Annotated in this window: 39 protein-coding genes and 1 pseudogene; 32 read left to right on the top strand and 8 right to left on the bottom strand. The window is 50.3% G+C overall.

Features of this window, described 5'->3' with window-relative positions; translation table 11 throughout:
- The first annotated feature begins 173 nt into the window (after positions 1-173).
- Positions 174-968: a nucleotidyltransferase domain-containing protein gene (locus tag FDX09_RS16800; RefSeq protein WP_137347554.1), complete on the top strand. Its 795-nt coding sequence runs from the start codon at positions 174-176 to the stop codon at positions 966-968.
- A 529-nt stretch (positions 969-1,497) separates the two neighbouring features.
- Here the strand turns inward: FDX09_RS16800 and FDX09_RS16805 are convergent.
- The 3 genes from FDX09_RS16805 to FDX09_RS16815 are packed head-to-tail and all read right to left on the bottom strand — an operon-like array spanning position 1,498 to position 4,218.
- Positions 1,498-2,556 carry a hypothetical protein gene (locus FDX09_RS16805; protein WP_137347555.1) on the bottom strand — a complete coding sequence of 353 codons (1,059 nt, stop codon included), beginning with the start codon at positions 2,554-2,556 and terminating at the stop codon, positions 1,498-1,500.
- Positions 2,557-2,561: 5 nt separating this feature from the next.
- On the bottom strand, positions 2,562-3,584 hold the full coding sequence (locus FDX09_RS16810; protein WP_137347556.1) for a site-specific integrase: 1,023 nt from the start codon (positions 3,582-3,584) through the stop codon (positions 2,562-2,564).
- Between the two features lies 1 nt (position 3,585).
- Entirely contained in the window at positions 3,586-4,218 is a 633-nt protein-coding gene (locus FDX09_RS16815; RefSeq protein ID WP_137347557.1) for a phage repressor protein CI, read from the bottom strand.
- Between the two features lie 116 nt (positions 4,219-4,334).
- Here FDX09_RS16815 and FDX09_RS16820 point away from each other — a divergent pair, with 116 nt between their 5' ends.
- The 4 genes and pseudogenes from FDX09_RS16820 (at position 4,335) to FDX09_RS23950 (ending at position 5,515) form a co-directional block, all read left to right on the top strand.
- On the top strand, positions 4,335-4,577 hold the full coding sequence (locus FDX09_RS16820; RefSeq protein ID WP_000102106.1) for a Rha family transcriptional regulator: 243 nt from the start codon (positions 4,335-4,337) through the stop codon (positions 4,575-4,577).
- A gap of 32 nt (positions 4,578-4,609) precedes the next feature.
- Positions 4,610-5,119: a phage regulatory CII family protein gene (locus FDX09_RS16825; protein WP_137347558.1), complete on the top strand. Its 510-nt coding sequence runs from the start codon at positions 4,610-4,612 to the stop codon at positions 5,117-5,119.
- Positions 5,120-5,126: 7 nt separating this feature from the next.
- Positions 5,127-5,312 (top strand): annotated as a pseudogene (locus FDX09_RS23945) (phage filamentation protein Fil family protein); the annotation flags it as partial.
- Positions 5,291-5,515: a hypothetical protein gene (locus FDX09_RS23950; RefSeq protein WP_227467343.1), complete on the top strand. Its 225-nt coding sequence runs from the start codon at positions 5,291-5,293 to the stop codon at positions 5,513-5,515. The pseudogene FDX09_RS23945 and the gene FDX09_RS23950, both read left to right, overlap by 22 nt.
- Here the strand turns inward: FDX09_RS23950 and FDX09_RS16835 are convergent.
- Positions 5,506-5,754 (bottom strand): hypothetical protein, encoded by a 249-nt coding sequence (locus FDX09_RS16835; protein ID WP_097485628.1) that lies wholly within the window; start codon positions 5,752-5,754, stop codon positions 5,506-5,508. The genes FDX09_RS23950 and FDX09_RS16835 overlap by 10 nt on opposite strands.
- 79 nt (positions 5,755-5,833) lie before the next feature.
- Here FDX09_RS16835 and FDX09_RS16840 point away from each other — a divergent pair, with 79 nt between their 5' ends.
- The 11 genes from FDX09_RS16840 (at position 5,834) to FDX09_RS16895 (ending at position 12,990) form a co-directional block, all read left to right on the top strand.
- Positions 5,834-6,175: a DUF5347 domain-containing protein gene (locus tag FDX09_RS16840; RefSeq protein WP_097485629.1), complete on the top strand. Its 342-nt coding sequence runs from the start codon at positions 5,834-5,836 to the stop codon at positions 6,173-6,175.
- Positions 6,176-6,242: 67 nt separating this feature from the next.
- Complete coding sequence (locus FDX09_RS16845) at positions 6,243-6,476, top strand: DUF2732 family protein (RefSeq protein ID WP_001244238.1); 234 nt, start codon at positions 6,243-6,245, stop codon at positions 6,474-6,476.
- Positions 6,476-6,703, top strand: a complete 228-nt coding sequence (locus FDX09_RS16850) for a TraR/DksA family transcriptional regulator (RefSeq protein ID WP_000785513.1) — start codon at positions 6,476-6,478, stop codon at positions 6,701-6,703. The genes FDX09_RS16845 and FDX09_RS16850 overlap by 1 nt, the downstream gene beginning before the upstream one ends.
- Entirely contained in the window at positions 6,700-6,996 is a 297-nt protein-coding gene (locus FDX09_RS16855; protein ID WP_000178747.1) for a DUF3850 domain-containing protein, read from the top strand. The genes FDX09_RS16850 and FDX09_RS16855 overlap by 4 nt, the downstream gene beginning before the upstream one ends.
- The gene (locus FDX09_RS16860; protein ID WP_137347559.1) at positions 6,993-7,850 is read left to right on the top strand and encodes a DNA adenine methylase; all 858 of its coding nucleotides are present in this window, start codon (positions 6,993-6,995) and stop codon (positions 7,848-7,850) included. Before FDX09_RS16855 ends, FDX09_RS16860 begins: the two co-directional genes overlap by 4 nt.
- Positions 7,841-10,249 (top strand): replication endonuclease, encoded by a 2,409-nt coding sequence (locus FDX09_RS16865; RefSeq protein ID WP_137347560.1) that lies wholly within the window; start codon positions 7,841-7,843, stop codon positions 10,247-10,249. Before FDX09_RS16860 ends, FDX09_RS16865 begins: the two co-directional genes overlap by 10 nt.
- A 158-nt stretch (positions 10,250-10,407) precedes the next feature.
- Complete coding sequence (locus FDX09_RS16870; RefSeq protein WP_001154444.1) at positions 10,408-10,596, top strand: hypothetical protein; 189 nt, start codon at positions 10,408-10,410, stop codon at positions 10,594-10,596.
- A gap of 11 nt (positions 10,597-10,607) precedes the next feature.
- Complete coding sequence (locus FDX09_RS16875; protein ID WP_001397660.1) at positions 10,608-10,841, top strand: DinI family protein; 234 nt, start codon at positions 10,608-10,610, stop codon at positions 10,839-10,841.
- 219 nt (positions 10,842-11,060) lie between these two features.
- Positions 11,061-11,261 (top strand): hypothetical protein, encoded by a 201-nt coding sequence (locus FDX09_RS16880; protein ID WP_001292590.1) that lies wholly within the window; start codon positions 11,061-11,063, stop codon positions 11,259-11,261.
- Positions 11,262-11,264: 3 nt separating this feature from the next.
- Positions 11,265-12,047, top strand: a complete 783-nt coding sequence (locus FDX09_RS16885) for a hypothetical protein (RefSeq protein ID WP_049066398.1) — start codon at positions 11,265-11,267, stop codon at positions 12,045-12,047.
- A gap of 238 nt (positions 12,048-12,285) precedes the next feature.
- Entirely contained in the window at positions 12,286-12,990 is a 705-nt protein-coding gene (locus FDX09_RS16895; RefSeq protein WP_137347562.1) for a DUF4145 domain-containing protein, read from the top strand.
- A 2-nt stretch (positions 12,991-12,992) separates the two neighbouring features.
- Here the strand turns inward: FDX09_RS16895 and FDX09_RS16900 are convergent, their stop codons facing one another.
- A complete protein-coding gene (locus FDX09_RS16900) occupies positions 12,993-14,033 on the bottom strand; it encodes a phage portal protein (RefSeq protein WP_137347563.1) in 1,041 nt (346 codons plus the stop codon).
- Entirely contained in the window at positions 14,033-15,799 is a 1,767-nt protein-coding gene (locus FDX09_RS16905; protein ID WP_137347564.1) for a terminase ATPase subunit family protein, read from the bottom strand. Before FDX09_RS16905 ends, FDX09_RS16900 begins: the two co-directional genes overlap by 1 nt.
- Positions 15,800-15,941: 142 nt before the next feature.
- Between FDX09_RS16905 and FDX09_RS16910 the strand changes: the two genes are divergently transcribed.
- The 11 genes from FDX09_RS16910 to FDX09_RS16960 all read left to right on the top strand — a co-directional run bounded on the left by FDX09_RS16910 (position 15,942) and on the right by FDX09_RS16960 (position 21,377).
- Positions 15,942-16,775 (top strand): GPO family capsid scaffolding protein, encoded by an 834-nt coding sequence (locus FDX09_RS16910; RefSeq protein ID WP_137347565.1) that lies wholly within the window; start codon positions 15,942-15,944, stop codon positions 16,773-16,775.
- 16 nt (positions 16,776-16,791) lie between these two features.
- Positions 16,792-17,859 (top strand): phage major capsid protein, P2 family, encoded by a 1,068-nt coding sequence (locus FDX09_RS16915; protein ID WP_137347566.1) that lies wholly within the window; start codon positions 16,792-16,794, stop codon positions 17,857-17,859.
- A gap of 3 nt (positions 17,860-17,862) precedes the next feature.
- The gene (gpM, locus tag FDX09_RS16920) at positions 17,863-18,513 is read left to right on the top strand and encodes a phage terminase small subunit (RefSeq protein WP_137347567.1); all 651 of its coding nucleotides are present in this window, start codon (positions 17,863-17,865) and stop codon (positions 18,511-18,513) included.
- 93 nt (positions 18,514-18,606) lie between these two features.
- Complete coding sequence (locus FDX09_RS16925) at positions 18,607-19,071, top strand: head completion/stabilization protein (RefSeq protein ID WP_137347568.1); 465 nt, start codon at positions 18,607-18,609, stop codon at positions 19,069-19,071.
- Positions 19,071-19,274 carry a tail protein X gene (locus tag FDX09_RS16930; RefSeq protein ID WP_137347569.1) on the top strand — a complete coding sequence of 68 codons (204 nt, stop codon included), beginning with the start codon at positions 19,071-19,073 and terminating at the stop codon, positions 19,272-19,274. The genes FDX09_RS16925 and FDX09_RS16930 overlap by 1 nt, the downstream gene beginning before the upstream one ends.
- Before the next feature lie 3 nt (positions 19,275-19,277).
- A complete protein-coding gene (locus FDX09_RS16935; RefSeq protein ID WP_001397650.1) occupies positions 19,278-19,493 on the top strand; it encodes an HP1 family phage holin in 216 nt (71 codons plus the stop codon).
- Positions 19,474-19,989: a lysozyme gene (locus FDX09_RS16940; RefSeq protein ID WP_137347570.1), complete on the top strand. Its 516-nt coding sequence runs from the start codon at positions 19,474-19,476 to the stop codon at positions 19,987-19,989. Before FDX09_RS16935 ends, FDX09_RS16940 begins: the two co-directional genes overlap by 20 nt.
- Positions 19,986-20,414 (top strand): Rz-like lysis system protein LysB, encoded by a 429-nt coding sequence (gene lysB / locus FDX09_RS23955; RefSeq protein ID WP_137347571.1) that lies wholly within the window; start codon positions 19,986-19,988, stop codon positions 20,412-20,414. The genes FDX09_RS16940 and lysB overlap by 4 nt, the downstream gene beginning before the upstream one ends.
- The gene (gene lysC / locus FDX09_RS23780) at positions 20,302-20,547 is read left to right on the top strand and encodes an Rz1-like lysis system protein LysC (RefSeq protein WP_249360017.1); all 246 of its coding nucleotides are present in this window, start codon (positions 20,302-20,304) and stop codon (positions 20,545-20,547) included. Before lysB ends, lysC begins: the two co-directional genes overlap by 113 nt.
- Positions 20,510-20,941: a phage tail protein gene (locus FDX09_RS16955; RefSeq protein WP_137347573.1), complete on the top strand. Its 432-nt coding sequence runs from the start codon at positions 20,510-20,512 to the stop codon at positions 20,939-20,941. Before lysC ends, FDX09_RS16955 begins: the two co-directional genes overlap by 38 nt.
- Positions 20,934-21,377 (top strand): phage virion morphogenesis protein, encoded by a 444-nt coding sequence (locus FDX09_RS16960; RefSeq protein ID WP_137347574.1) that lies wholly within the window; start codon positions 20,934-20,936, stop codon positions 21,375-21,377. The genes FDX09_RS16955 and FDX09_RS16960 overlap by 8 nt, the downstream gene beginning before the upstream one ends.
- Before the next feature lie 27 nt (positions 21,378-21,404).
- Here the strand turns inward: FDX09_RS16960 and FDX09_RS16965 are convergent, their stop codons facing one another.
- Complete coding sequence (locus FDX09_RS16965; RefSeq protein WP_137347575.1) at positions 21,405-22,058, bottom strand: HNH endonuclease; 654 nt, start codon at positions 22,056-22,058, stop codon at positions 21,405-21,407.
- On the bottom strand, positions 22,058-23,290 hold the full coding sequence (locus FDX09_RS16970) for an ATP-binding protein (RefSeq protein WP_137347576.1): 1,233 nt from the start codon (positions 23,288-23,290) through the stop codon (positions 22,058-22,060). The genes FDX09_RS16965 and FDX09_RS16970 overlap by 1 nt, the downstream gene beginning before the upstream one ends.
- Before the next feature lie 86 nt (positions 23,291-23,376).
- Between FDX09_RS16970 and FDX09_RS16975 the strand changes: the two genes are divergently transcribed.
- The 5 genes from FDX09_RS16975 to FDX09_RS16995 form a co-directional block, all read left to right on the top strand.
- Positions 23,377-23,955 (top strand): phage baseplate assembly protein V, encoded by a 579-nt coding sequence (locus FDX09_RS16975; protein ID WP_137347577.1) that lies wholly within the window; start codon positions 23,377-23,379, stop codon positions 23,953-23,955.
- Positions 23,952-24,311 (top strand): GPW/gp25 family protein, encoded by a 360-nt coding sequence (locus FDX09_RS16980; protein WP_137347578.1) that lies wholly within the window; start codon positions 23,952-23,954, stop codon positions 24,309-24,311. The genes FDX09_RS16975 and FDX09_RS16980 overlap by 4 nt, the downstream gene beginning before the upstream one ends.
- Positions 24,298-25,206 (top strand): baseplate assembly protein, encoded by a 909-nt coding sequence (locus FDX09_RS16985; protein WP_137347579.1) that lies wholly within the window; start codon positions 24,298-24,300, stop codon positions 25,204-25,206. Before FDX09_RS16980 ends, FDX09_RS16985 begins: the two co-directional genes overlap by 14 nt.
- Positions 25,199-25,804 (top strand): phage tail protein I, encoded by a 606-nt coding sequence (locus FDX09_RS16990; protein ID WP_137347580.1) that lies wholly within the window; start codon positions 25,199-25,201, stop codon positions 25,802-25,804. The genes FDX09_RS16985 and FDX09_RS16990 overlap by 8 nt, the downstream gene beginning before the upstream one ends.
- On the top strand, positions 25,801-26,850 hold a 1,050-nt coding region (locus FDX09_RS16995; protein ID WP_137347581.1), incomplete at its 3' end, for a phage tail protein. The genes FDX09_RS16990 and FDX09_RS16995, both read left to right, overlap by 4 nt.

Raw genomic sequence — 26,850 nt, forward strand, 5'->3', positions numbered from 1 at the left:
GTTCCCCCAGCTAAACGCTGCACTTCGCTCTCTGGTCTTCCCCACCAATCGTGGGCATGCGGCTAAGTGAGCGTCTTCAAAGGACATGACTGTTCCTGCAAAAAATATCTGGCCTGAATATAAACTACTCGATATTCTGAAATGCTTTGTATTTTTTGTGAACAGGAAAAAGTATGCTTAGTACGTTACCCGATTTACACAGAAGTTTTGCAGAGCAACTCAAGCTTAAATTTCAGTCGGATTCGCGAATCCATTCCCTTCTTGCTGGTGGCTCGATTGTTCATGGCGGGTTTGATAAATACTCCGATCTCGATTTTGTCGTTGTCGTAGATCCCCTCTACTACAACGAAATCATAGCGCAGCGTAGGGCACTCGCCGGAACATTAGGCCATCTGCTGCATGCTTTCACCGGGGAACATGTCGGAGAGCCTCGTCTGCTTATATGCCTGTATGGCCCTGAACTCCTTCATGTTGATCTGAAATTCGTCACCCTGGATATGCTCACTCAACGCGTTGAGGAGCCAGCGGTGTTATTTACCCGTGATAACACTGCTCTGGAGCGACAACTGACAAAGTTTAGCGCTCACTGGCCAAACATGACGCCGGAGTGGTTTGAGTCCCGCGCCTGGATCTGGCTTCATTATGCGGTGGTTAAACTGGGAAGGGGCGAACTTTTTGAAGCGATGGGTATGTTGGCATTCTTCCGCGAGCAGGTGCTGGGACCTATGCTGTACCGTCGTGCAAATTTACCGCAACGTGGGGTTCGCCGCATTGAATTCCTCAGCATTGATCCTGATGACCTGCTGACTTCTACGCTGTCCACGCACGATTGTGACTCCGTCAGCATGGCCATTAAAATGGCCGCCGATGCTTATATCAATCTGCGAGCTGATGCTTTGCCTGACAATATTGCAGACGATGTGGCTCGTTGGGCGGTTCTTGCCATGCTGAAAGAGTACTCTGACTAAGTCCCTTCTTATCGCTAACATCTGGGATGCCGCCAGCAATGCAGCCGAAAAACTTCTGCTCTGTATTAGTGCCTTGAGTTTGTAATCTAAGACGTTTTTCGCAAGTAAAGGTCAGTATATCGTTCAAAACTGACCATGGTTTCTTTTTCTCGGGGCTTAGCTTTAAGGATCTCGTTGTTAGTGAGGGGCATGTGATACGCGCCATGTCTGGATTCTTTCCATAGTTGGTATACGTTGAATGGACCACAGTATAGATAGCGTGTACCTATACGTGTACCAATTTTCTCTGGATTTAGCTGGATGCCTTCGGGCAATAACAGACACAAAAAAGCCCGCAGGGCTTGCGCCGTGCGGGCTCTTAGGACTTTATTGGATGACTCTGGTAATCACCAATCGAGAAATTTGGGCTGGCGGGAGTTGAACCCGCGTCCGAAATTCCTACATACCATCTTTACTATAATGAAAACAAATAATTATCTTTTAAAACATATAGTTGGTTTTATTTTGTTTGAATCAGTATTAGTTATTTTTAACCCTCTGTCGCCATATTGTCGCCATCCTTTGTAACAATAACTTCATTTGTCACATAAGTTAACCAAGATGGTGAGTAAATCGGATGTGTATGTTCTACATTATTAAATAAACCAAAGGAGGGTTCTGTGTCATAAATATAGCTTGTGATGTTATCAAAAATCGGGGGTTCATTCCCAGTTATTATGAAAACCAGTTTTCTTGAAATATGGTACGCCGCTTCTAATATTTCTAAGAAAATGAACTCATCATCTGTAAATATTTTTATTTCTCCACGGTCAGTGCGTATTTTGTAAAATGCTAATGATATATTATCAATGCATAAATGTTCAAATAATAAAGCTATATTATATGATACCGTGTTTAGTTTATTTAAAGATGGTGATATCAAGGTGTTATCAGCCACATTCCTTTCAAGGCTTTTATTTATAATGTCAAGGGTGTTTTCTATTTTAGTTATGAAATTATTGTCAAAATTATAATTTGATTCTACATCCATAGTTGTGAATGGGTATATTTTCTTATACAGATGATACGGGTTTGATATGTTTATTGAATCCCTTGTTGTTATTTTGTGTTTTGAATTGTGTTTAATTTGTTTTATTTTTCCATCTGCATCAGTTGTTTCGAGTATATTAAATTTTGCGACCTCTTTTATTTTTTCAATAATGTTTTTTTCGTGCGCGAGATATCTATCTATCGCATTTTTAGATTCTGATGTGTTAATTTGAGATTCAGTTTGGATTGTTCTATGGATATTATTAACTATAGATGCAAGAGGAACCGAGCTTGCTAAAATTAATAAAGGGAATTTGCTTATCTCATAAAATCTTGCATAGCCGTGAGCAGAAAGGACAGGTGTTTTTCCCCACCACGCAAATGCTCCGAAGTATATAAATGAAAACAAAGGAATGCCTATTGAGAACCAAAAAAGTTTCTGCTTAAATAGGTTTTCTTTGCTCAAAATGTACCATTTTCTCCAGATTATAATTGCGATTGTAATTAACAATGCTAGTAAGTATGAACGAATAGCTGGGTTATCAATAATTGAGGTCATAAGAATCATAGGCTGATTAGGTTATATAGTGGATTTTTAGTTACCGCATCTTCCAAATGCTCAGGTGCGAAATGCGCGTATATCATTGTCATTTTTATATCTGAGTGACCAAGAATATCCCGAAGTACCAGTATATTTCCGCCGTTCATCATAAAATGGCTGGCGAAAGTATGGCGCAGGACGTGGGTACATTGGCCCTCTGGCAAGTCGATACCAGCTCGTTTCACTGCGCGCTCAAAAGCTTTTCTGCATGGCGTGAATAGTTTCCCTCTGTTTTTGGGGAGTTCATCATACAGCTCCTGAGATATCGGTACGGTACGGTTTTTCTTGCCTTTGGTTTTGGTATAGGTGATCCGATATTTAGTTAACTGATGGCCTTGAAGGTTTTCGGCTTCACTCCATCGCGCGCCGGTGGCCAGGCATATTTTTGCAATCATCAGCAGACTGGGGCTTTGAGAATCTGCGCAGGCATCTAATAGGCGCTTAATTTCTTCTGGTGTCAGAAACGCTAGTTCGCCCTCTGCGATTTTAAATGTTGGCAGTCCGGCGAGCGGATTGGGAGCTGACCAGTGGCCCAGCTTTTTCAGGGTGCCAAAAACTGATGATAGGTTGCGCTGTTCAAGGTTTACCGTGCGGGGTTTAACAGGTGACATAAGCGCGCCATCTTCATTTCGCACTTCACCTTTTAGCCGCGCTTCGCGGTATTTCGTAAAGTCACCGGCGGTCAGTTCTGAGGCGATGGGATCACCCAAACCATTACAGATAATTCTAAGTTTCGCCATCAGGCGTTTGGGGTCTGCAAGCGTCTGCCCGTAGAGTGAGTGCCATTGCTCTATTACCTCTGACAGATGTCGCCGATCTTCTTTTTCTCCTAGCCATGGTTTTTTGTTCACTTCATCCATGGTGAAGTTTTCGAATGCTATGGCCTCGCCTTTCGTCGCAAATTGCTTGCGCACGCGTTTGCCGTCGCGCCCGTTCGGGTAGCACTCACACAACCATTTTCCGTTCGGCTGCTTTCTGATCGTCATATCACAGACTCTTAATTACTTTTATAGCACGGCCTACTACCTCGATATCATCAAGGCTGCACTCAAAAGATGACTCACCCTGCTGGACAATTAAGCGATTGCCGGGGATGCGTGCAAGTTTAGCTATCGTTTTTATTCCATCAATATCAACGAGCCATACGCCATTTACTGGTGGAGTGCCGCTACGGTCAACGAGGTAAGAGCCATCGTCTGTATGGATGAGCCACGGATTAGTCATGTTGTGGGGGATTAGACTGTTATCCAATATCACCTTGCCTTGGTCCACTAAAGCGCCACCATCTAATGTGGCCTTATCAATTTCAGGCGCTACAACTTCGGATAACGGTTTGATATGGGGCTGGTTCACAAAACCAAAACTATTTTCCTGCGCGTTATTATCATTTTTATCACCTTGCCCAGTCGTTAACCAAAGCAACGAAACCCCAGTTTCAAGAGCGCACTGTATAACCCATTCAGCAGGGAAGCTGTCTCTTAAGTATCTGTTTGCCATGGTGCTTTTTGAAACGGAAAGATGGTCACACAACTGCTGTCGAGAGCTGAAGTTATAAGCCTTAATCAGCCTATTGATAGCTTCACGCCCTCCACTGTCATTACCTACCTTGATGGATCTCATAAGCAAAACCCTTGACGTATATAAAATGTGATCTTAGTATTCACTCAAGGTTTGAAAAACAAACCTTAACCCTATAAAACGAGATAAATCGAAACCAAACTAAGAGATACTGCACTATGAGCACTGATATTTCAATTCGTGTACCAAAAGAGATGGCTACGCCTGCAGAGTTCGCTGAATGGGAAGGTATCTCCCGTGGCTCTGTTTACCAGAAAATTCACCATGGTCAGCTTGCTAAGTACATGGTCAAGAAAGAAAAAAACAAAGGTCGCGTAAGTCTGCGTTACCTGATGTACAAAACAGACCAGGTTCGTGAATCCCTCGGTCATTCCAACTTTCGCGTCATTGTTGGTCAGTAAGTTCAATTATGAGAACTTTTTGAGAGGGGCGCATGTTTGATTATAAGATTTCCAAACATCCACACTTTGACGAAGCCTGCCGGGCTTTCGCACTGCGTCACAACATGGCGAAGCTGGCAAAACGTGCAGGAATGAATGTCCAGACGCTGCGCAATAAGCTGAACCCGGAGCAACCGCATCAACTTACGCCGCCGGAGATCTGGCTGCTGACTGATATCACAGAAGACTCAACGCTGGTTGACGGTTTTCTTGCTCAAATCCATTGCCTGCCGTGCGTGCCATTGAATGAAGTGGCAAAAGAGAACCTGCCGCATTACGTCATGAGTGCAACTGCGGAGATTGGGCGTGTAGCTGCAGGCGCAGTATCTGGTGATGTGAAAACCAGTGCAGGCCGCCGCGATGTGATCAATAGCATCAACTCTGTTACGCGCCTTATGGCACTCACTGCAGTTTCATTGCATGCGCGTTTGCAGGCTAATCCGGCGATGTCAAGCGCAGTAGATACCGTGACGGGCCTCGGCGCTTCGTTCGGCCTGATCTGAGGTGGTTATGCTGACTAAAGAACCATCTTTTGCATCACTGCTCGTTAAGCAAAGTCCTGCAATGCACTGCGGTCATGGCTGGATTATGGGGAAGGATGGTAAGCGCTGGCATCCGTGCCGCTCTCAAGATGTGCTGCTGACTGAACTGTCTACAACCAAAAAGGAGAAATCATGGCGCAAGCTACAGAAGGTGTGTTTTACCAGTTCTTCCACAAGGGCGAAAAGTATTCAATTCATGAGGATGAGTTTGCAAGTTGTTATCCGTCTCTTTCGGGTGATGGTAGTTACTATTTCACGTTGCGAGATGGGACATTCTTTCGGGGAGAAAGGGTTCAGGAAGTGATGCGAAAAAGCACATCACCTCTTGAACAGTATCGCCAACCAACTTATCGGTAACGCTCTATTAGCTCCTGGAGCTTGTGGGTGAATTCCTGACGTTTGAGTGAGCCTAGCGGCAATTTGTTTAATTCTTCACGAAGGATGTTTAAAAATGCTGACTGATTCGATGATTCCCCTCGTAGCACACTGTGTAGTAAGCCAGACAGCAGAATTTGTTGCATCTCAACATCCTCGCGCAGTCGCGCAATTTCATTTTCAAGCTGCTCGATACGTTCCTTCTCAACCAGGTTCAACATTGCTACATCCTCTGAGTTATCTCGTTGCACCGGAAAATCATATCAGAGAAGGAGTTGCAAGTGATCTGTGGAGGAAATTATGGCTATTGAAGGCGCTGCGGTGACTGTCCCATTAAGCCCCGGTAAACGCCTGGACGGACTGAATCATATTGCGGAACTACGTGCAAAAGTGTTCGGCCTAAATATTGAGTCGGAGCTTGAAAGGTTTATTGAAGATATGCGCAACCAGAGGGACGTTAACAATAAACAAAATGAGAGGGCACTGGCAGCCATATTTTATATGGCAAAGATTCCGGCAGAACGTCATAGCGTCAATATAAGTGATCTGACTACTGACGAAAAGCGGGAGCTGATTAAAGCAATGAATCATTTTCGTGCAGTGGTGAGCTTATTTCCCAAGCGGCTAACCATGCCGAATTAACCCTCAACCGAAATTAAAGGCGTAAACCCGCCGGGCTTCTTATTGCCCAAATTCAGGAGAAACAACAATGCGAAATATTGAAACCCGTATTACCAAAACAGGACCAGATGATGCTGGCCTTAACCAGATGCTGACTGATGCACGCATGGAAGAACGCAGGGCACGTGCTGCGGCAATGGCTGCCCGTCTTGATAGCCTGGCTTGCCATATCACGTCGCGCCAGCTTAACCACGTTGAAGCGGCGGAGCTGCTGCGTATTGCGGCTGAAAACATTCAGAACGAAGCGCAGGAGATCCACTGATGGCTGATTCAATGGACCTTGTACAGCAGCGCGTTGAAGAAGAACGTCAGCGCCACATCCACACCGCCCGCAATAGAACGCCGGGCGTTTCCCGTGTGCTTTGCATTGATTGTGATGCACCGATCCCGCCAGCACGCCGTCGCGCCATTCCAGGCGTGCAGTGTTGCGTCACTTGTCAGGAAATCGCAGAGCTGAAAGGCAAACACTATAACGGAGGTGCAGTATGACTATGCGCATCCATCAGATAAAAATTGCACCTAAGTATTTTAATGCCGTAGTCGCTGGCAGCAAAAAGGCAGAGCTTCGCAAAGATGATCGCGGCTACAAAGTAGGTGATGTCCTTTCTCTCTGCGAATGGAAACACGGTTCATATACTGGTCGGGAATGGGCCGCTGTTATTACCCACACTTTGCCGATTAATGAAGTTGTGGCAGTGGAAGGGCAATGGGTAATTCTTTCTATTCGCTCATTAACGCCGCTTGAGGCTCTCTCCTATGTCATTTCAGGGGGAGCTATATGACCACTATCCTGAAATGGGCGGGAAATAAAACCGCTATCATGCCGGAATTGATTAAGCACCTTCCTGCTGGCTCGCGGCTGGTTGAACCTTTCGCGGGTTCCTGTGCTGTGATGATGGCGACAGACTATCCTCATTATCTTGTCGCGGATATTAATCCTGATTTGATTAATCTTTATCTGATGATTCAGAAAGACCATGAGGCTGTCATTCAGATAGCGAAGGAGTTATTTAAAGATTTTAATTCGGATGTTCAGTATTACCGTGTTCGCCAGCATTTCAATTACTCTATTATTAATGAAGTAGAAAAAGCAGCATATTTTCTATATTTAAATCGCCATGGCTATCGTGGCCTTTGCCGCTATAACCAGAAGGGTGAATATAATAATCCATACGGACATTATAAAAAGCCGTACTTCCCTGAAAATGAAATACGCGCATTTGCAGAAAAAGCAAAACGCGCAGCGTTTATCTGCGCCAGCTATGACGAGACACTGGCACTGCTGCAAACGGGTGATGTTGTCTATTGCGATCCACCATATGACGGCACGTTTAACGGATATCACACAGCTGGTTTTACAGAGGATGATCAGTACCATTTGGCGTCTATTCTTGAACGCCGGTTATCAGAAGGTCATCCGGTTATCGTGTCCAACAGCGATACGTCTCTGACCCGTTCGCTTTATCGTGATTTTACCCGTCATCGTATCACCGCTAAGCGCAGCATGGGCGTGGCTGCCGGTGATAGTAAAACTGCAGTAGAAATCATCGCCACAAAATCAGCATGCTGGTTTGGTGTTGATTTGGCGTCTGGTCCTGATATCTCGGTGGAAACTGAGGTGCGGGCGTGGCAGTGAGTAAATTCACATTACATCATGCACAAACCACCGGCGGCTCGAATGAGGCCGCCGTGGCCTTTCCATGGAATACCCCAAAAAAAGCGGTTAATCCGTATCTGGACCCGGCGGACGTTGCGCCGGAGTCTGCGCTTTCAAACCTCATCACTCTGTATGCTGCGGATAACGAGCAGGAGCATCTGCGCCGTGAGGCGCTGAGTGATGAGGTTTGGGAACGCTATTTCTTTAATGAATCCCGCGATCCTGTCCAGCGTGAAATGGAGCAGGATCGGCTGATTAGCCATGCCAAAATGTCCCGCGAACAGCAGCGCGTTAATCCCGATTTGGTGATTATTGCCGATGTTAGCGCCATGCCTGCCCATATAAGCAAGCCTTTGCTGGAGCGGATTAAATACTTCCATAGCCTGGGCAGGGCTAAAGCTTATTCCCGCTATCTGCGCGAAACAATCAGGCCTTGTCTGGAGCGGCTGGAGCGCGTGCGTGACAGCCAGGTGTCTGCGTCTTTCCGGTTCATGGCGAGCCAGGACGGGCTGGAGGGGCTGCTGGTACTGCCTGAAATGAATCAGGAGCAGGTCAAGCGCCTTTCCACGCTGGTTGCGGCACATATGAGCATGTGTCTTGATGCGGCCTGCGGTGATCTGTTTGTCAGTGACGATGTTAAACCAGAAGAAATCCGCCAGGCATGGGAAAGGGTTGCTGCAGAAGCCATGCGCCTTGAGGTCATCCCGCCTGCCTTTGAGCAGTTGCGCCGCAAAAAGCGCCGCCGCAAGCCGGTGCCTTATGAACTGATCCCACCGTCGCTGGCGCGCATGCTGTGCGCGGACTGGTGGTATCGCAAATTGTGGCAGATGCGCTGCGAGTGGCGGGAGGAGCAGCTGCGCGCCGTCTGCCTGGTCAACAAGAAAGCGTCCCCGTATGTCAGCTATGAAGCCGTGATCCACAAACGCGAGCAGCGCCGCAAATCGCTGGAGTTCTTCCGCTCGCATGAACTGGTCAACGAAGACGGTGACACGCTGGATATGGAAGATGTGGTGAACGCCAGCAACAGCAACCCGGCGCACCGCCGTAATGAAATGATGGCCTGTGTTAAAGGGCTGGAGCTGATCGCGGAAATGCGCGGAGACTGCGCCGTGTTCTATACCATCACCTGCCCGTCACGCTTCCACGCAACCCTCAACAACGGCAGACCTAATCCGAAATGGACCAGCGCCACGGTCCGGCAGAGCAGTGACTATCTGGTTGATACATTCGCAGCTTTCCGCAAGGCCATGCACAAAGCCGGGCTGCGCTGGTACGGCGTCCGCGTTGCAGAGCCGCACCATGACGGCACTGTGCACTGGCATCTTCTGTGCTTTATGCGCAAAAAAGACCGTCGTTCCATCACCGCGCTGCTGCGTAAGTTTGCCATCCGTGAAGACCGCGAGGAGCTGGGCACCAATACCGGACCGCGCTTCAAGTCCGAGCTAATCAACCCGCGCAAGGGCACACCGACAAGCTACATCGCCAAATACATCAGTAAGAACATCGACGGGCGCGGGCTGGCTAAAGAAATCAGCAAAGAAACCGGCAGATCACTGCGTGACAGCGCCGAGCATGTCAGCGCCTGGGCGTCACTGCACCGTGTCCAGCAATTTCGTTTCTTTGGTATTCCGGGGCGCCAGGCATACCGCGAGCTTCGCTTGCTGGCTGGTCAGGCGGCGAGAGTACAGGGCGAACGCAAAGCGGGTGCGCCTGTACTGGATAATCCACGTCTGGATGCGGTACTGGCGGCTGCAGATGCGGGTTGCTTTGCCACCTACATCATGAAGCAGGGCGGTGTACTGGTTCCCCGCAAACATCACCTTGTCCGCACGGCTTATGAGCTTAACGACGAACCGAGCGCCTACGGCGATCACGGTATCCGTATCTATGGCATCTGGTCCCCGATTGCTGAGGGCAAGATTTGCACGCACGCGATGAAGTGGAAAAAGGTTCGTAAGGCCGTTGACGTTCAGGAGGCGGCAGCCGACCAGGGCGCTTGCGCCCCTTGGACTCGTGGCAATAACTGTCCCCCTGTTGAAAAATTGAACCATACAGGGGTAGATTTGCCCGATATTAAAACCATGAATGAGCAGGAACTGCAGGATTACCTATACAATATGGGCCAGAAGGAACGCCGGGAGCTGACAGCCAGGTTGAGACTGGTAAAACCTAAGCGGAAAAAAGCATACAAACAGAGTATTTCGGAGCAGCAGCGCCTGCAGCTTGAAGCGGAATTGACTGCCAGAGGGTTTGAAGGTAGTGCATCGGAGATTGATTTGCTTCTGCGTGGTGGCAGCATTCCATCCGGGGCCGGTTTACGTATTTTTTACCGTAACCAGCGGCTGCAGGAAGATGACAAATGGCGTCAGTGGTACTAAGACTGCTGTTTAACATTTCGTGCTTTATTGACTGGTGTCAGTGTATCCAATTAACTGACAAAAAACAGTTTTACATTTTTTTGTTCCTATTATACTGTTCATATAAACAGTGGGTATATATACAGTTGTTGTGTATCCGTGTAATGATAGGAGGGAAGATGCAGGACTATCTTTTGGAGTCATTGAAGCTCCAGCGTATTGATTTTTTTATCAAGCTTGTAGCGGCTAGTGAGTGCAGCGATGAAGAAAAGCGGCTGGCTATCCAGTGGGTGTCTGAACTGACTGACGAGTTGATGGCGAAAATTCGCAGCCATGAATACAGCCGGTCAATGGACGTTACCAGTTAAAGGGAATCTGTATGCGCATTGAAATAATGATCGATAAAGAGCTGAAGATTAGCCAGGTCACACTGGAAGCCCTTGAATCCGAGCTTTACCGTAATTTGCGCCCTCTGTATCCCAAAACAGCAATTCGTATCCGTAAGGGCAGCGCCAATGGTGTTGAACTGAGCGGGTTAAAACTGGATGAAGACAAAAAGCGAGTGATGGAAATCATGCAGCAGGTCTGGGAGGACGACAGCTGGTTACATTAGTGAACGTTGCGGACGATAAAACTGGTTTTTACCGTTCGCAAGGTTGAGCAACGAGCCGTGCGAGGCGTTAGTTATGGATAAATTGGTTGCAGGGTGATATGTAAATAGGTTAATACGTAGCACTCTTCGAATAGTTTCGTATTTTTGTTGTCCTATAATTATAAGATGACAGCCTCCATGCACCACAATCCGTGGCGTTTGAGGCATAAGGAGGAAAATATGTCTGAACTTCTGCGCAAAGTTCTCTCTGCACCGGGTAAGATTATGCAGGATGTCATCCGTCAGGATGTGCAACAGTCTGATAATAGTAAAATTATCACAGATGCTAATGGTGCGGCGACCTTAAACATGAACAATAAGCAGGTACGTGAATCAATGCGTGCCAGAATGGAAGAATTGGCTGCAAAACGACAAGGATGAGGAATGGGACCCTTAGTTATCATGGTCGTCCTGGTTTGCGGGTTCTGGTACACTGAAAATCATTACCAGTCCCGCATCAGGCAAGCAAGAAGTAATGGTTGGAATTCCTATTTTTATGTAGCTATGCATGGTTGTAAGTTTGCTATTCAGGGGTTTACTCTGATGGCTGTTACATTCGTTACCTTGCTAGTTATAAGCTCAGTTATCAATGTTTTTGGTTATTTTTGGCCTAAGTTACATGTGGACTTTTATTCATGGCTCACAGACGTAAAGATAATGTCTTACCCATTGTTCTTTGTGTTGTCTATGCTGCTTGCGGTGTTTATTGCTTATGACCAAGGTAACAATGCGCGAAGAGCAATAGAAAACGAAGAGATTCGTCAATCTGCATATCGCGAGATGGCAGCTCAAGATGGAATTGAGTCACTGTTAGTTCAGGCTATAGATGAAGGTAAGCTCATCTTTGTTACGCTAAAATCCAGAAAAGTTTACATTGGTTACGTAGCTGCTCCTCGGATGGAGCATCAGGAAACTCAGCATCTGGCTCTCATACCATACATCAGTGGTTATCGTGATAAAGATACGCTCAGATACCATGAGCAGCATCGTTACTATGAACTTTACCTTAGTAAAAATATTACAGCAGACTCAACTCCACTGAACTTAAATCATTTTAGGCATGTAATCCCAATGGATCAGGTTGAGAGTATTTCAATATTTGATACTGAAACTTATAAATCTTTCGAAGATTTTTCTACGCCTGACCAGACCAAAGTCACTGCATGACTATGCCGCATGAATATGCATGATCGTTTGAGGATCGTTTTTGCTGAGGCCCGCCAGTTCTGGTGGGCTTTTGCTTATGTCATGCACCTGCATGAAAATCGCTACAAAAAGCGGGCAGGCGTGGCGGGGATACGAGCGCGCGCTGATGGTTGTAAAGCAGAAGCGTTGATATCAAAATGTAATACGTCAAGGGCCTCGATTCGGCTCGGTTTATAGGGAATTAGTGGGGGATTGGGTCATGGCAACGTATGTAGACGACTGTCCGAGATGTGGTACACAAAAAATTGCTTTTGATGTACGTGGTGCAAACTGTTGTGGGACTTATCGGTCTTTTGATATGCAGGATATTCCTGTGTATGAAGTTTATTGTGTGTGCAGAGAATGCCATAAAACGACGCTTTTTCTTTGCGAAAATAAACAAAAAGAACAAGCATTGGATTCTTTTGATTGGAGGATGGCAATATTTGGGCTGAAGGATGTAGCCAGAGTAAAGCGTTGTATTTCTCCTGCAGATCTTATGGTTGGTGAACCGCCTGAGTTTTTGCCTGCACATATAAATACTGCATATGAAGAAGGGGCAAAATGTTTGGCGATTGGCTGCTACAACGCAGCGGCCACTATGTTTAGGCTTTGTCTTGATTACGCAACAAAAGGGCTTATTCCAAATGGTGATGACGCGCCTGCGGCAAAAATAAAAAGAAGCCTTGGGCTAAGAATGGAATGGTTGTTTGAAAATAGTATTTTGCCTGAGTCCTTGAGAGAGTTGGCTGAATGTGTCAAAGATGATGGGAATGATGGTGCTCACGAAGGTATATTAGATAAGGATGCCGCTGAAGATTTAGAGGATTTCACCTACATTTTTCTTGAGCGTTTGTACACTGAGCCTCAGCGCCTTGTTGAGGCTAGAGCAAGGCGTGAGGCAAGAAAAAAGAAGGGAAACTAAGTTTAATCTATGTTTAGGCTGTATGGAGAGAATGAAATTACTTCTTCATCCAGCCATTCATTCAATTCCTGCAGTCGCTTCTGTAGTGGTATCAGCTCGTTGCGGACAAAGACGCGGCTGGCCTTTTCCACGTCACCAAAGCCGCCGGTATTGTTGGGAATGATGCCCATCATCTGCGGTGGAACACGGTGTGCTGCCATCATGTCATCGCGGCTCACGTTCTTGATGTTCAGAAACTCATCCTTTGCCGCCACCTCTGACAGTGGGATGATCTGAATGCCATCCTTTTTGCCGTTGGGTGAGTACATAAACAGGTTGCGGAAGTTACCCGGTCCTTTGGCGCTTTTCATTGCCTGACGGATGTTGTTCACGTCCTCCTGGTTTTGCGCGGCGTCAGTCATATACATGATAAAACCCGCGTGGCTGCCGTTGATGTAGTACTTCCGGCGGAACAGCGTGGCGGATTCGTTCAGCAGGGCGGAAGGGATGGCGGACAGGTATTCCGGCAGGCCGTAAATCTCCTGATTTAAGTCAGGCTCCATCAGGTGGAAGATACTGCCTTTGGTGAATTCATACGGCTGAGTGGTCATGCCGTATTGCACAAACCAGTAAGTATCGAGGTCCACGCCACGGCGGGTGTATTTTGCCAGAGAAGGCTCCAGCGAAAGAATACCGCCCAGTCGGTTGGTCCTTTTCTCCAGATAAGCGTTACCAAACACCAGATAGTCCTGCACAAAGCGGCTGAACGCCTGCTGGCTCAGGAGTGGATGTGGGATAAAGGTGCTGGTCAGAATATTGCGTTTAACGGCAATCGGTGAGCTGTGGTGCACGGCGGCACGGTAGGTGCGAGCCAGCCCATCAAAACTGACCGGTGGTTCATACCATCTGTCCATCTGTACGCATTCCACATAGTCCAGCAGCTCGCGGCGGTCCAGAACCGGGATCGGATCGCCAAAGCTGAAAGCCTCGGCAGTTACGCCTGCGTTTTTAGGCGCCGTAGCTTCTGTTGGCGTTGAACTGGTTAAGGCTTCGAGTTCACTCATCAAAAAATCTCCACAATATTGCTGGTATTGGCGGCTTCGCCCTGCAGCGGTTCGTTAAACAGTGCGTGCATCGTTGCCCAGGCCAAATCTGCGTGGCTGGCTTCTTCGCTGCGGCTGGCTTCATAGGTTGGGCGGTTGCCGCTGGCGGTGGTGGCCCGGCGGATAGCCATAAAGGACTGCGCAATGTCGGTGTGTCCCGCGTCAAACTCCAGACGGCGGTGACTGATAATGTCGTATGCCTTGAGCACCAGGGCGTTTTTGACGTTGGGGTTGTAGACAAACTCCCGCACGGCAGGAAAGAACGCTTTCACGTTCTCATAAACACCGTGCCCGACGCCGGTCGAGTCGATGCCGATATAGGTCACGTTGTACTGCTGAGTTAGTTTTTTGATAGCGTCCGCCTGGGCGCGAAAGTCCATCCCGCGCCACTGATGACGCTCCAGAATGCGGAACTTCCCGCCCGGTACAGTTGGCGGTGCCATAACCACGCAGCCTGCGCTGTCACCGTTCTGCGTACCTTTCGCCGGGTCGTAACCGATCCAGACTTCCCGCCAGCCAAACGGGCGCAGCGCCAGCGCCTGAAAATCGGTCCAGACTTCCCAGCTGTCCACCATGCACGCCTGCAGTTCGCTGAGCGGGAATACTGACGCCAGATCGTCAATAAATTCGCACATCAGCAGGTTCTGGTATTCGTCCGGGCTGTACTCCATGCGCAGCTGGTCGAGGTCGAACAGGTTACAGCCGCCGCGCACCGCATCCTCCACGGTGACGATCTGGCGGTACTGTCCGTCAGGGCAGAGCAGGCCGCGCGCAAGGTTGCTGTGGGTCAGGTCAATATCCACCTTGTCCGCTTTGGCACGGCCCCGGTTAAACAGCGCGCCTGACCAGAACGGATAGGCACTGTGGGTCAGGCTGGACGGCGTGGAAAAGTAGGTTTGTCGCCATTTCTTGTGAATGGCCATACCGGAGGCAACCTTGCGCAGCTCCTGGAATTTCGGTATCCAGAAATATTCATCAAGATACAGGTTGCCGTGGTAGCTCTGCGCCGTGCGGGCGTTGGTGCCGAGAAAGTACAGGCACGCGCCGTTGCTGAGCGTCATCGGGTCGCCTTTCAGCTCAACATCCACCTCTTTTGCAAAGTCGATGATGTACTGCTTAAAGACGTGCGCCTGTGCCTTACTGGCTGAAAGGAAAATCTGGTTGCGCCCGGTGGTGATGGCATCAATCAGCGCTTCGCGGGCAAAAAAGTATGTTGCCCCAATCTGGCGTGACTTAAGCAGGTTGCGAATGCGGTGTTTTACGCCTGCCTGCCACCAGTGGTGCTGATATTCAAACATGCCGTTGCGGAAGATTTCTTCCAGCTTTTCGGTCTGTTCATCAGTGAAAACATTCTTTTCGGGCTGGCGGCGTGGCCCTTTGTTACGGTTGGCAACTTTCGGGTTTAAATCAGCTTCGTTCCCGCCATCGTTAAATTTTCCGATCCGGGCATGGCGCTCTGACTGGCGCGCCAGCAGGTCAATTTCCTTGAAGTCTTTCCCTTCTTTCTGCTCCTTCATGATGAGCTGGCAGTAACGTGCGGCGGTGGTGAGCTGCATTTGATCCAGCGGCCCATAGTCGCCCCACTTGTCGCGTTTTTTCCAGCTGTGAACGGTTGCAACTTTTTCGCCCAGCATTTCAGCAATGCGGGCTACGCGGTATCCCTGAAAGTACAGCAGCATGGCCTGCCGACGGGGATCGAGGTCTGCGGGGGTCAGTGTCGTGTTCATGGCCCAAACATACGGCCTTGTATGGCGGCTTTCCCCGGCTGCGTTTTGTGTGGTTTACCGTACAAATACAGCGCGTTGTCTCACTCCCCCCATCACCGCAAACATAAGGCTCCAGTAAGTTATTTCTAACGGAGCATGGCTCATGACAGTGAAAGCAAAGCGTTTCCGTATCGGGGTGGAAGGTGCCACCACTGACGGGCGCGAGATCCAGCGTGAATGGCTGGAACAGATGGCTTCCAGCTACAACCCGACGGTCTATACCGCGCTGATCAACCTGGAGCATATCAAGTCTTATTCCCCGGACAGTGCCTTCAACCGTTACGGCAAAGTGACGGCGCTGGTTGCAGAAGAAATCCAGGACGGTCCGCTGGCGGGCAAGATGGCTCTTTACGCCGATGTTGAACCGACGGACTCCCTGGTGGCTCTGGTGAAAAAAGGTCAGAAGCTGTTTACCTCCATGGAGGTCAGCCCGAAGTTTGCCGACACCGGCAAAGCCTATCTTGTGGGACTGGCGGCGACTGACGATCCGGCGAGTCTCGGCACCGAAATGCTGATCTTCAGCGCCAGTGCCACGCATAACCCGCTGGCGAACCGCAAGCAGAACCCTGAAAACCTGTTTACCGCTGCCGAAGAAACGCAGATCGAACTGGAAGAAGCCCAGGACGAAAAGCCGTCCCTCTTTGCCCGCGTCACCGCGCTGTTCACCAAAAAAGAGCAGACCGACGATGCGCGTTTCTCAGACGTGCATAAAGCCGTGGAACTTGTCGCCACCGAGCAGCAGAACCTGAGCGAGCGCACTGATAAATCCCTGGCTGAAAACGGTGAACGCCTTTCCGCGCTGGAGTCCTCCCTACAGGAACAGCAGGCCGCCTTTGCCGAGTTACAGCAGCAGCTGAGCCGCGAAGACAGCCGCAAGGATTACCGCCAGCGCGCGCCAGGCGGTGACGCACCGGCAGGCACCCTGACCAATTGCTGATGGAGCATAAAACCCGATGAAAAAGAAAACCCGCTTTGCCTTTAACGCTTACCTGCAGCAACTGGCGCGCCTGAACGGTGTGGAGGTTGAAGAACTCTCCAGCAAGTTCACCGTTGAGCCGTCCGTACAGCAGACACTGGAAGATCAGATCCAGCAGTCCGCCGCTTTCCTGACGCTGATTAACATCACGCCGGTCACTGAGCAGTCAGGACAGTTGCTGGGGCTGGGCGTGGGCAGCACCATTGCCGGAACCACCGATACCACCACCAAAGAGCGCGAGCCTACCGATCCGACGCTGATGGAAGACGTGGAATACAAATGCGAACAGACCAACTTTGATACGGTACTGACCTACGCAAAACTGGACCTGTGGGCGAAATTCCAGGACTTCCAGGTGCGTATCCGCAACGCCATCGTCAAACGTCAGGCGCTGGACCGCATCATGATTGGCTTTAACGGCGTGAAGCGCGCCAAAACCTCCAACCGTGCTGAAAACCCGCTGCTGCAGGACGTCAATAAAGGCTGGCTGCAGAAAATCCGCGAAGACGCGCCGGATCACGTCATGGGCAGCAAAACCGAAGAAGATGGCACCACTACTGCAGAGCCGGTAAAAGTTGGTCCGGGTGGCAAGTACGTAAATCTGGATGCGGTGGTGATGGATGCCGTTAACGAGCTGATCGATGTCGAGTATCAGGATGATGACGAGCTGGTTGTTGTCTGTGGTCGTGAACTGTTGGCTGACAAGTATTTTCCGTTGGTCAACAAAGAGCAGGACAACAGCGAAAAAATCTCTGCCGATCTGATTATCAGCCAGAAACGCATGGGTGGCCTGCAGGCCGTGCGTGCGCCTTTCTTCCCGGCAAATGCGCTGCTGATCACCCGTCTGGATAACCTGTCCATCTACTGGCAGGAAGACACCCGCCGCCGTTCTGTTATCGACAACCCGAAACGTGACCGGATTGAAAACTTTGAATCCGTCAACGAGGCGTATGTGGTCGAGGACTACCGTTGCGCGGCACTGGTGGAAAACATCGAAATCGGTGATTTCACCCCGCCTGCAGCAGAAACAGGAAACGGAGAGTAACGCATGAGCCTGAGTCCCGCACGGCAGCACCGCCTGCGCATTCAGGCCGAACAGGCCGCCCGTGAGGGCGGCAGTGTTCGCCATACGTCGGGCTATGACCTGATGCTGCTGCAACTGGCAGAAGATCGCCGCCGGCTTAAAGGCATCCAGTCCACGGTGAAAAAGGCGGAAATCAAGGTGGAACTGCTGCCGAAATATTCCGCATGGGCGGAGGGCGTGCTGGCTGCCGGAGGTACGCAGCAGGATGACGTGCTGATGTACGTGATGCTGTGGCGTATCGACGCCGGTGATTATGCCGGTGCGCTGGAAATCGGGCGTCATGCGCTGCGCCATGGCTGGGTGATGCCGCTGGGCAACCGTAACGTGCAGACCGTACTGGCAGAGGAAATGGCAGATGCGGCGCAAAGCGCTCTGCTGGCCGCTGCCGGTTTTGATGCCGATCTGCTTCTGCAGACGCTGGACCTGACAACCGATCTGGATATGCCGGACCAGTCGCGGGCGCGCCTGCATAAAGCCATCGGCGCTGTACTGAGCGAAAGCAACCCGGCGTCAGCCCTGAATCACCTTACCCATGCGCTGCAGCTTGATCCCCGCTGCGGTGTGAAAAAAGAAAAACAGCAGCTGGAGCGCAGACTGCGCAATGACAGCCGCTAACGAACGTGCCCCGCGCACGGGCGGCACGGGATGGCGAAAGGCACTGCTACATCAAAATTCCGTCCACCGCCCACTTATTCAGGAGAAAGCCGCATGAAGTTTGTTGCGCCCGAACAGGCACCAGAACAGGCGGAGGTCATCAAAAATACGCCGTTCTGGCCTGATGTGGACCTGTCGGAATTTCGCAGTGTGATGCGAACTGACGGCACGGTGACGCAGCCGCGTTTAAAGCAGATTGTGCTGACGGCTATTTCTGAGGTTAACGCTGAGCTGTTCGACTTCCGTAACCGTCAGCAGATGCTGGGCTGGCGGACACTTGCTGAGGTTCCGGCGGACATGCTGGACGGCAAAAGCGAGCGTATCCGGCACTACCATAACGCCGTTTTTTGCTGGACGCGTGCCGTACTCAATGAGCGTTATCAGGATTATGACGCCACGGCGTCAGGTGTGAAACGGGGGGAGGAGCTGGCGGAGGCCTGCGGTGATCTGTGGCGTGATGCCCGATGGGCCATCAGCCGGGTGCAGGTTGCGTCGCACTGTACGGTGGAGCTTATCTGATGAAAGTGCGTGCGCATCAGTATGACACGGTGGACGCGCTTTGCTGGCGTCATTACGGGCGCACGCAGGGAGTCACTGAGCAGGTTCTGAAGGCAAATCCGGGGCTGGCAGAGTACGGCCCATTTTTACCGCACGGGCTGCAGGTGGAACTGCCGGACATTACGGCGTCAACCAAGGTGCAGACCGTCCAGCTATGGGACTGAATTATGACGCTTGAACGAATCAGCGCCTTTATTACTTACTGCATCGCCGTGCTGCTGGCATGGCTGGGCGATCTGTCGCTCAAGGACGCATCAACGGTTGGCGGCGTGCTGATTGGTGTGCTGATGCTGGCGATCAACTGGTACTACAAACACCAGTCTTTCAGGTTGCTGCGCGATGGCAAAATTTCACGGGGAGAATATGAATCCTTCAATCGTTAAGCGCTGCCTTGTCGGGGCTGTGCTGGCTATCGCCGCCACGTTGCCCGGTTTCCAGTCGCTCAAAACCTCCGTTGAAGGGCTGAAACTGATTGCCGATTACGAGGGATGTCGTCTGCAGCCGTACCAGTGCAGCGCAGGTGTCTGGACTGACGGGATCGGCAATACATCCGGGGTGGTGCCGGGGAAAGCTATCACGGAACGGCAGGCGGCGCAGGGGTTAATAAACAATGTACTACTGACTGAAAAAAAGCTGGATGCCTGCCTGACGGTTAAGCCCCCGCAACATGTCTACGATGCGCTGGTGAGTATTGGTTTCAATGTGGGGACCGGCGCGATCTGCAGGTCAACCATGGTGTCATATATCAATCGCCAGCAGTGGTGGCAGGCATGCAACCAGCTACCGCGCTGGATTTACGTTAACGGTGTGAAAAATAAAGGTCTGGAGAACCGCCGTGCGCGGGAAATGGCCTGGTGCTTAAAAGGAACTGGGGTATGACGCGCTTGCTGGCGGTAGTGCTGGTGCTGGCTATTGCGGCGCTGGGCTGGCAGTCGTGGCGGCTTAACAGTGCCCGTCACACCATCGAGACACAGGAACGTGAACTGGAAACGAAAGGGCGGGCGCTGGCAAAGAAAAACAGTCAGTTGATCGGCCTGTCCATTCTGTACGAAACCAACAGCCGGGAGCAGACGCAGCTTTATGCGGCAGCGGAACATACCACCGCACTGCTGCGAAGCCGCCAGCGCCGGATCGAGGAACTAAAACGTGAAAACGAGGATTTACGCCGCTGGGCTGATGCTCCTTTACCTGCTGACATTATCAGGCTGCGCGAACGTCCGGCCCTTGCCGGAGGTGCAGCTTACCGTGAATGGCTGTCCCAGAGTGACGCAGTGCCGCCTGGAAAGGTCAGCGCCGCGCAGTAACGGTGATCTGAATGCGGTGCTGGATGAAACAGAGGCCGCCTGGGCGGTCTGTGCTGACAAAGTCGACACGATAGTTGCGTGTCAGGAGCGAAACAGTGAACAAACCGCAGTCCCTGCGCAGCGCCCTGAATAAAGCGGTGGCGTATGTCCGCAACAACCCGGATAAGCTGCACCTTTTCGTTGATAACGGCTCACTGGTGGCAACCGGTGCCAGCTCTATGTCATGGGAATACCGCTACACTCTGAACGTGGTGATCGAGGATTTCAGCGGCGACCAGAATCTGCTGATGGCTCCCGTGTTGCTGTGGCTCAGTGCCAGCCAGCCGGACGCCATCAACAACCCGGAGCTGCGTGAAAAACTGTTCACCTTTGAGGTGGATATTCTGCGCAACGATGTGTGCGATATCAGCCTGAACCTGCAGCTTACAGAGCGCGTGCTGGTCAGCACTGACGGTAGCGTGTCGAGCGTTGAAGCGGTGCCGGAGCCGGTCGAACCCGAAGAAATGTGGACGGTGAAACGTGGATGATCTGCAGAGGGTGGATGACTGGCTGACGGCACTACTGGCGAATCTTGAGCCTGCCGCGCGCAGTCGTATGATGCGGCAACTGGCGCAGCAACTGCGCAGGACGCAACAGCAGAACATCAGGCTGCAGCGTAATCCCGACGGCAGCGGCTATGAGCCACCCCGGGTGACGGCCCGCAGCAAGAAGGGGCGCATCAAACGCCAGATGTTTGCAAAACTGCGCACCACTAAATACCTGAAAACCGCAGCCAGTGCGGACTCCGCCAGCGTGCAGTTTGACGGTAAGGTGCAGCGTATTGCCCGTGTTCACCATTACGGCCTACGCGATCGCGTCAGCCGTAAAGGCCCGGAGGTCCGCTATGCTGAGCGCCGCCTGCTGGGTGTGAATGATAAAGTAATGGAAGTCACAGTGGATACGCTATTACGCTGGTTAACTTAACTAAATTGTATGCATATCAAAGCATTATTAGTCCATGAATGGTTCCAGAATTTCACAAAGCTCTGCATCATCAAGGATAATCCATCTGCAAAATGCAGAAAACTTAGCATCACGTCTAATCATAACTTTTATTTTTTCAATGAGATATTGTTTTCGATCGTTTGGAGTATCATCCTCGTAATATTCAATGATGTTTCTGATAAGTTTTTGCGTTGTTTTTGTTATTTGTGAACGTAGAGCGGCTGATGTCAACCTTTTATTTATCGTATGATCGCTGTTATAAACTTTTTCAAGTAAATCGGCGGTGGTTATGGTTTTTTTATCATTAAATAGTGGTTCTACGGTTACTTTTTTTGCTTTTGCTGAAAATCCAGGTAGTAGCTTTATACGATTCCATACAACTTCGTTGCAGCAATCAAGAAGTTCATCATGTTTTGCTAGTTTTATATTATTGCATCTGCCGCAGGATAAATAGAGGTTATCCCAGTCATAAGATTTTTCGTCATCAGCTTTCCTTGAGACGAAATGCTCAATGTTTATATCTAGAGGGTCTTTATTTTCGCAAATGTAACATTTCCCAAAAAAACATTCCTGTAAGGCTTCATGCACATCAGGGCCGTCATAACGCAATTTACGAGACAATGAAACTGGCGCAGGGTATGTTCTATTAACTCTAAACATTATTTCTCCTGGGCATTTTCTTTTTTAAATTTGATGATTTGAAGTTTTGCAAAATCTACAAAGGCACTGGCTTCAGTGTCCATTGATTCTTCTGAAGATGCGAGTGACTGTATTATTTTAATGGCTATTTCAATATTATTATTGTCTAAGCTTGTTATGATTTTTTCGATTTCCTCTAACTTATCAGATAACACAATCGACATTGGGTTAACGCCAAATAACTCTTGCAGTATTATATTATTTGAATAAGAAGATACATCAACAATTTGTTGATTGCTGGATAAATCATAGATCACTGCATCAGTAACAGAAGAAACCACAAATGGTGAATGAGTCGTAACAATAAATTGAATTTTTGGAAAAGAACTGCTAAAAAAACGAAGTATCTTTTTTTGTAAGGAAACATGCAAGTGGGCATCTATCTCATCAATGAAAACAATGCCTTCAATACTTTCAGGGGTCAGTTCCCACATTTCTATGCGCATAATCAAATCCGCGTATATTCTTAAAATTGAAGAATATCCGGAAGAAAGAGTCTGAAAAGTAAATTTATCTTTCATATTTTGATAAAGATAAAATTTTCCTTCAGTGCTATCAAATCTTAGTTTAAGTTGTGTGTCCTCGAATAGACCTTGCAGATCAGATTCGATTTTATTAAACCAATTTTGTATTCTTGTTGCCTTTTCTTGATCTTTGTCGAAAGAAATTGCGTAACTTTGTGATGTCTTCAGACTAATCAAATAGTTCTCAAAAATATTGTCCCCATCCTTTTCATTAGAAAAATGAGCATTCTCTTTGATAAGCGCTGAAAGCCTTGGCACAAACTGCGGGGCAGTAATTGCTGCTTCTCTAAGAGCTTTGTGGAAACGAAGGAGCGAGCGAGTGTTTGCACCATCTTTTGTATATGTTGTTATATGGAATTTATCTAGAGCATGAAGTCTTTCTTTTATTTTTATAATTTCTTGCTCATACCATGAATAATTATTACTATCGCGGCCTCCTTGTTTTAGATTGTATTCATAGTTGCTAAGTTGTTGCTCAAGATGCTGTTTGTTATTATTGTTCGGTTGATCTAGTCCATTTTTTAAAAATTCGTAGATAGAGCTTATAAAGCTGGTTTTACCACTCCCATTACCTCCTGTGATTATTAAATTTTTCCCGTTAAGGCTAAGTTCGGCCTTTTTTTCAGTGTATGGGATGGGGATTGAAATTTCGTTTATTGCTGTAAGCATATTTCCTCTTGTGTCGTAGTTGATACAAACCTTTCGATGATGAATATAAACCGAATTGAAATATAGTTCATCAAAAAGTGGAGCTTATGAACGCACAACTTACCGAAATCATGCGCCTTATCACCAACCTGATCCGCACCGGCACTGTGACCGAAGTGGACCGGGAAAAGTGGCTGTGTCGGGTGAAAGTGGGCGAGCTTGAAACTAACTGGATTAACTGGCTAACTCTGCGCGCCGGTGGTACCCGTACATGGTGGTGTCCGTCGCCGGATGAGCAGGTGGTGGTGCTGAGCATGGGCGGCAATCTGGAAACCGCATTTGTGCTGCCTGCCATCTACTCCAATCAATTTCCGCCTCCGTCGGATTCCGTGGACGGCTGCGTGACGGAGTACCCGGACGGGGGCTGGTTTGAGTATGAACCCTCCACCGGGCGGTGGCATGTTCGGGGTATTAAATCCATGGTGATCGAGGCGGCGGACAATATCACCCTCAAAACCGGTGAGTTTGTGGTGGAGGCTGACACCACGCGCATTAACAGCGAGGTGGTGATCAATGGCGGCGTCACCCAGGGCGGCGGCGCAATGAGTTCTAACGGGATCGTAGTTGATGGCCATGAGCATACTGGCGTTCTGAAAGGCGGCGCTAACACGGGAGGTCCGGTATGACGTTGTATATCGGTATGAGCAGGAATGACGGGCAGACCATTGCAGATACAGACCATCTGCGCCAGTCGGTGCGGGATATTCTGCTGACGCCGCAGGGCAGCCGTCTTGCCCGCCGGGAATATGGCTCCCTGCTGTCTGCCCTGATTGACCAGCCGCAGAACCCGGCGCTGCGCCTGCAGATTATGTCTGCGGTCTATGTGGCGCTGAACCGTTGGGAGCCGCGCCTTACGCTGGACTCCATCACCATCAACGGCAATTTTGACGGCTCTATGGCGGTTGGGCTTACCGGGCACAGCAATAACGGCGCGCCGGTTTCCCTTTCCGTATCAACAGGAGCAGACAATGGCAGTCATTGATCTTTCCCGACTACCGCCGCCGCAGATTGTGGACGTGCCGGACGTTGAGGCATTGCTGGCAGAACGCAAGGCCGCCTTTGTGGCCCTCCATCCGGCTGATGAACAGGAGGCCGTTATGCGCACGTTAGCGCTGGAGTCAGAACCTGTCACCAAACTGCTGCAGGAAAACACTTACCGTGAAATCCTGCTGCGCCAGCGTATTAATGAGGCTGCGCAGGCGGTCATGGTGGCCTATTCCATGGGAAATGACCTTGAGCAACTGGCAGGTAACTGCAACGTGAAACGTCTGACGGTAGTACCTGCCGATAATGACGCGGTGCCACCAGTCGCCGCAGTGATGGAAAGTGATGAAGCATTACGCCAGCGCATTCCTGCAGCATTTGAGGGGCTGTCCGTTGCAGGGCCGACGGGAGCCTATGAGTTCCACGCCAGAAGCGCCGACGGGCGCGTGGCGGATGCCAGCGCAACCAGTCCGGCACCGGCAGAGGTGGTGCTTACCGTACTGAGCCGCGAGGGTGACGGTAAGGCAGTGGCTGACCTGCTGGCAGTGGTAGAGCAGGCGCTTAACAGTGAAAAGGTTCGCCCGGTGGCAGACCGCCTGACGGTGCGCAGTGCTGAAATTATTCCATACAACGTGGATGCGACGATCTTCCTTTATCCGGGGCCGGAGGCTGAGCCGGTGATGGCAGAAGCTAAAGCCAGCCTGCAGAAGTACATCGCCAGTCAGACGCGGCTGGGACGTGATATCCGCCGCAGCGCCATTTATGCCGCGTTGCACGTGGAGGGCGTCCAGCGTGTGGAGCTGGCGTCCCCGCTGGATGATGTGGTGCTGGATAAGACGCAGGCGGCATCCTGTACCGAATGGAACGTCACCAACGGGGGCACGGATGAATAGTCTGCTGCCGCCGGGCTCGTCGCCGCTTGAGCGCCGACTGGCGCAGACCTGCAGCGGGATTTCCGATCTGCAGGTATCGCTGCGTGATTTGTGGAATCCGGCAACCTGTCCGATCAGATTCCTGCCCTATCTGGCCTGGGCGTTTTCTGTTGACCGCTGGGATGAAAGCTGGACAGAAAGCGTCAAGCGCCGCGTTGTACAGGACGCGTTTTATATCCATCAGCACAAGGGGACAACCAGCGCCGTGCGGCGCGTGGTGGAGCCGTTCGGCTTTCTGATCCGCATCATTGAGTGGTGGCAGACTGGCGAAACACCTGGGACGTTCCGTCTGGATATTGGCGTGCAGGACCAGGGCATAACAGAAGAAACCTATCTGGAGCTGGAGCGTCTGATCGGTGATGCCAAACCGTGCAGCCGTCATCTGGTTGGCATGTCCATCAACCTGCAGACAGGCGGCCCGTATTTTGTGGGTGCAGCCACTTATACCGGCGAAGAAATCACGATCTACCCGTATATCAACGAAACCATTATTTCCGGCGGCACCGCTTATGAGGGCGGCGCGGTCCATGTTATTGACACGATGAGAGTGAACTCATGAGCGCAAAATTTTATACCCTGCTGACGGATATCGGCGCGGCGAAACTGGCAAGCGCCGCCGCGCTCGGTGTCCCACTAAAAATTACCCATATGGCGGTGGGCAGCGGTGGCGGTGTGCTGCCAACACCCAACGCGCAACAGACCGCGTTAGTGGCTGAGGAACGCCGCGCAGCGCTGAATATGCTGTATATCGACCCGCAGAACAGCAGCCAGATTATTGCTGAGCAGGTGATCCCTGAAAATGAGGGTGGGTGGTGGATTCGTGAAGTCGGCCTGTTTGATGAAACCGGTGCGCTGATTGCTGTGGGTAACTGCCCGGAGAGCTACAAGCCGAAGCTGGCGGAGGGCAGCGGACGCACGCAGACCGTGCGTATGGTACTGATTACCAACAGCACCGATAACATCACCCTGAAAATAGACCCTGCTGTGGTTCTGGCAACCCGCAAATATGTGGATGACAAGGTGCTGGAGCTTAAGGTGTATGTGGATGACCTGATGGCAAAGCATCTTGCTGCTGTTGATCCTCATTCGCAATATGCACCAAAAGACAGTCCGACTCTGACTGGTATGCCTAAAACGCCAACGCCACCGGCAGGAAATAACAGCACCCTGATTGCCAGCACCGCCTTTGTACAGGCTGCTATTCTTGCCCTGATTGGTGGCGCACCGGCAACGCTGGATACGCTGAAAAAAATTGCATCAGCTATCAATAATGACCCGAATTTCAGTACCACCATTAACAATGCGCTGGCACTGAAAGCACCGCTGGCAAGTCCGGCTCTGACCGGAACGCCAACGGCTCCCACTGCTGTTCAGTCAACGAATAATACGCAGATTGCCACTACCGCGTTTGTGAAATCTGCTGTTGCGGGGCTGGTTGGTTCGTCGCCGGAGGCGCTGGACACACTGAATGAACTGGCGGCTGCGCTGGGGAATGATCCTAACTTTGCGACAACAGTGATGAACGCGCTGGCGGGGAAACAGCCACTTGATGCCACTCTGACGAATCTCAGCGGGAAAAGCATTTCAGGGCTTCTCGAATACCTT

This window comes from Citrobacter sp. wls717, assembly GCF_005280955.1.
Taxonomy (GTDB): Bacteria; Pseudomonadota; Gammaproteobacteria; order Enterobacterales; family Enterobacteriaceae; genus Citrobacter; species Citrobacter werkmanii.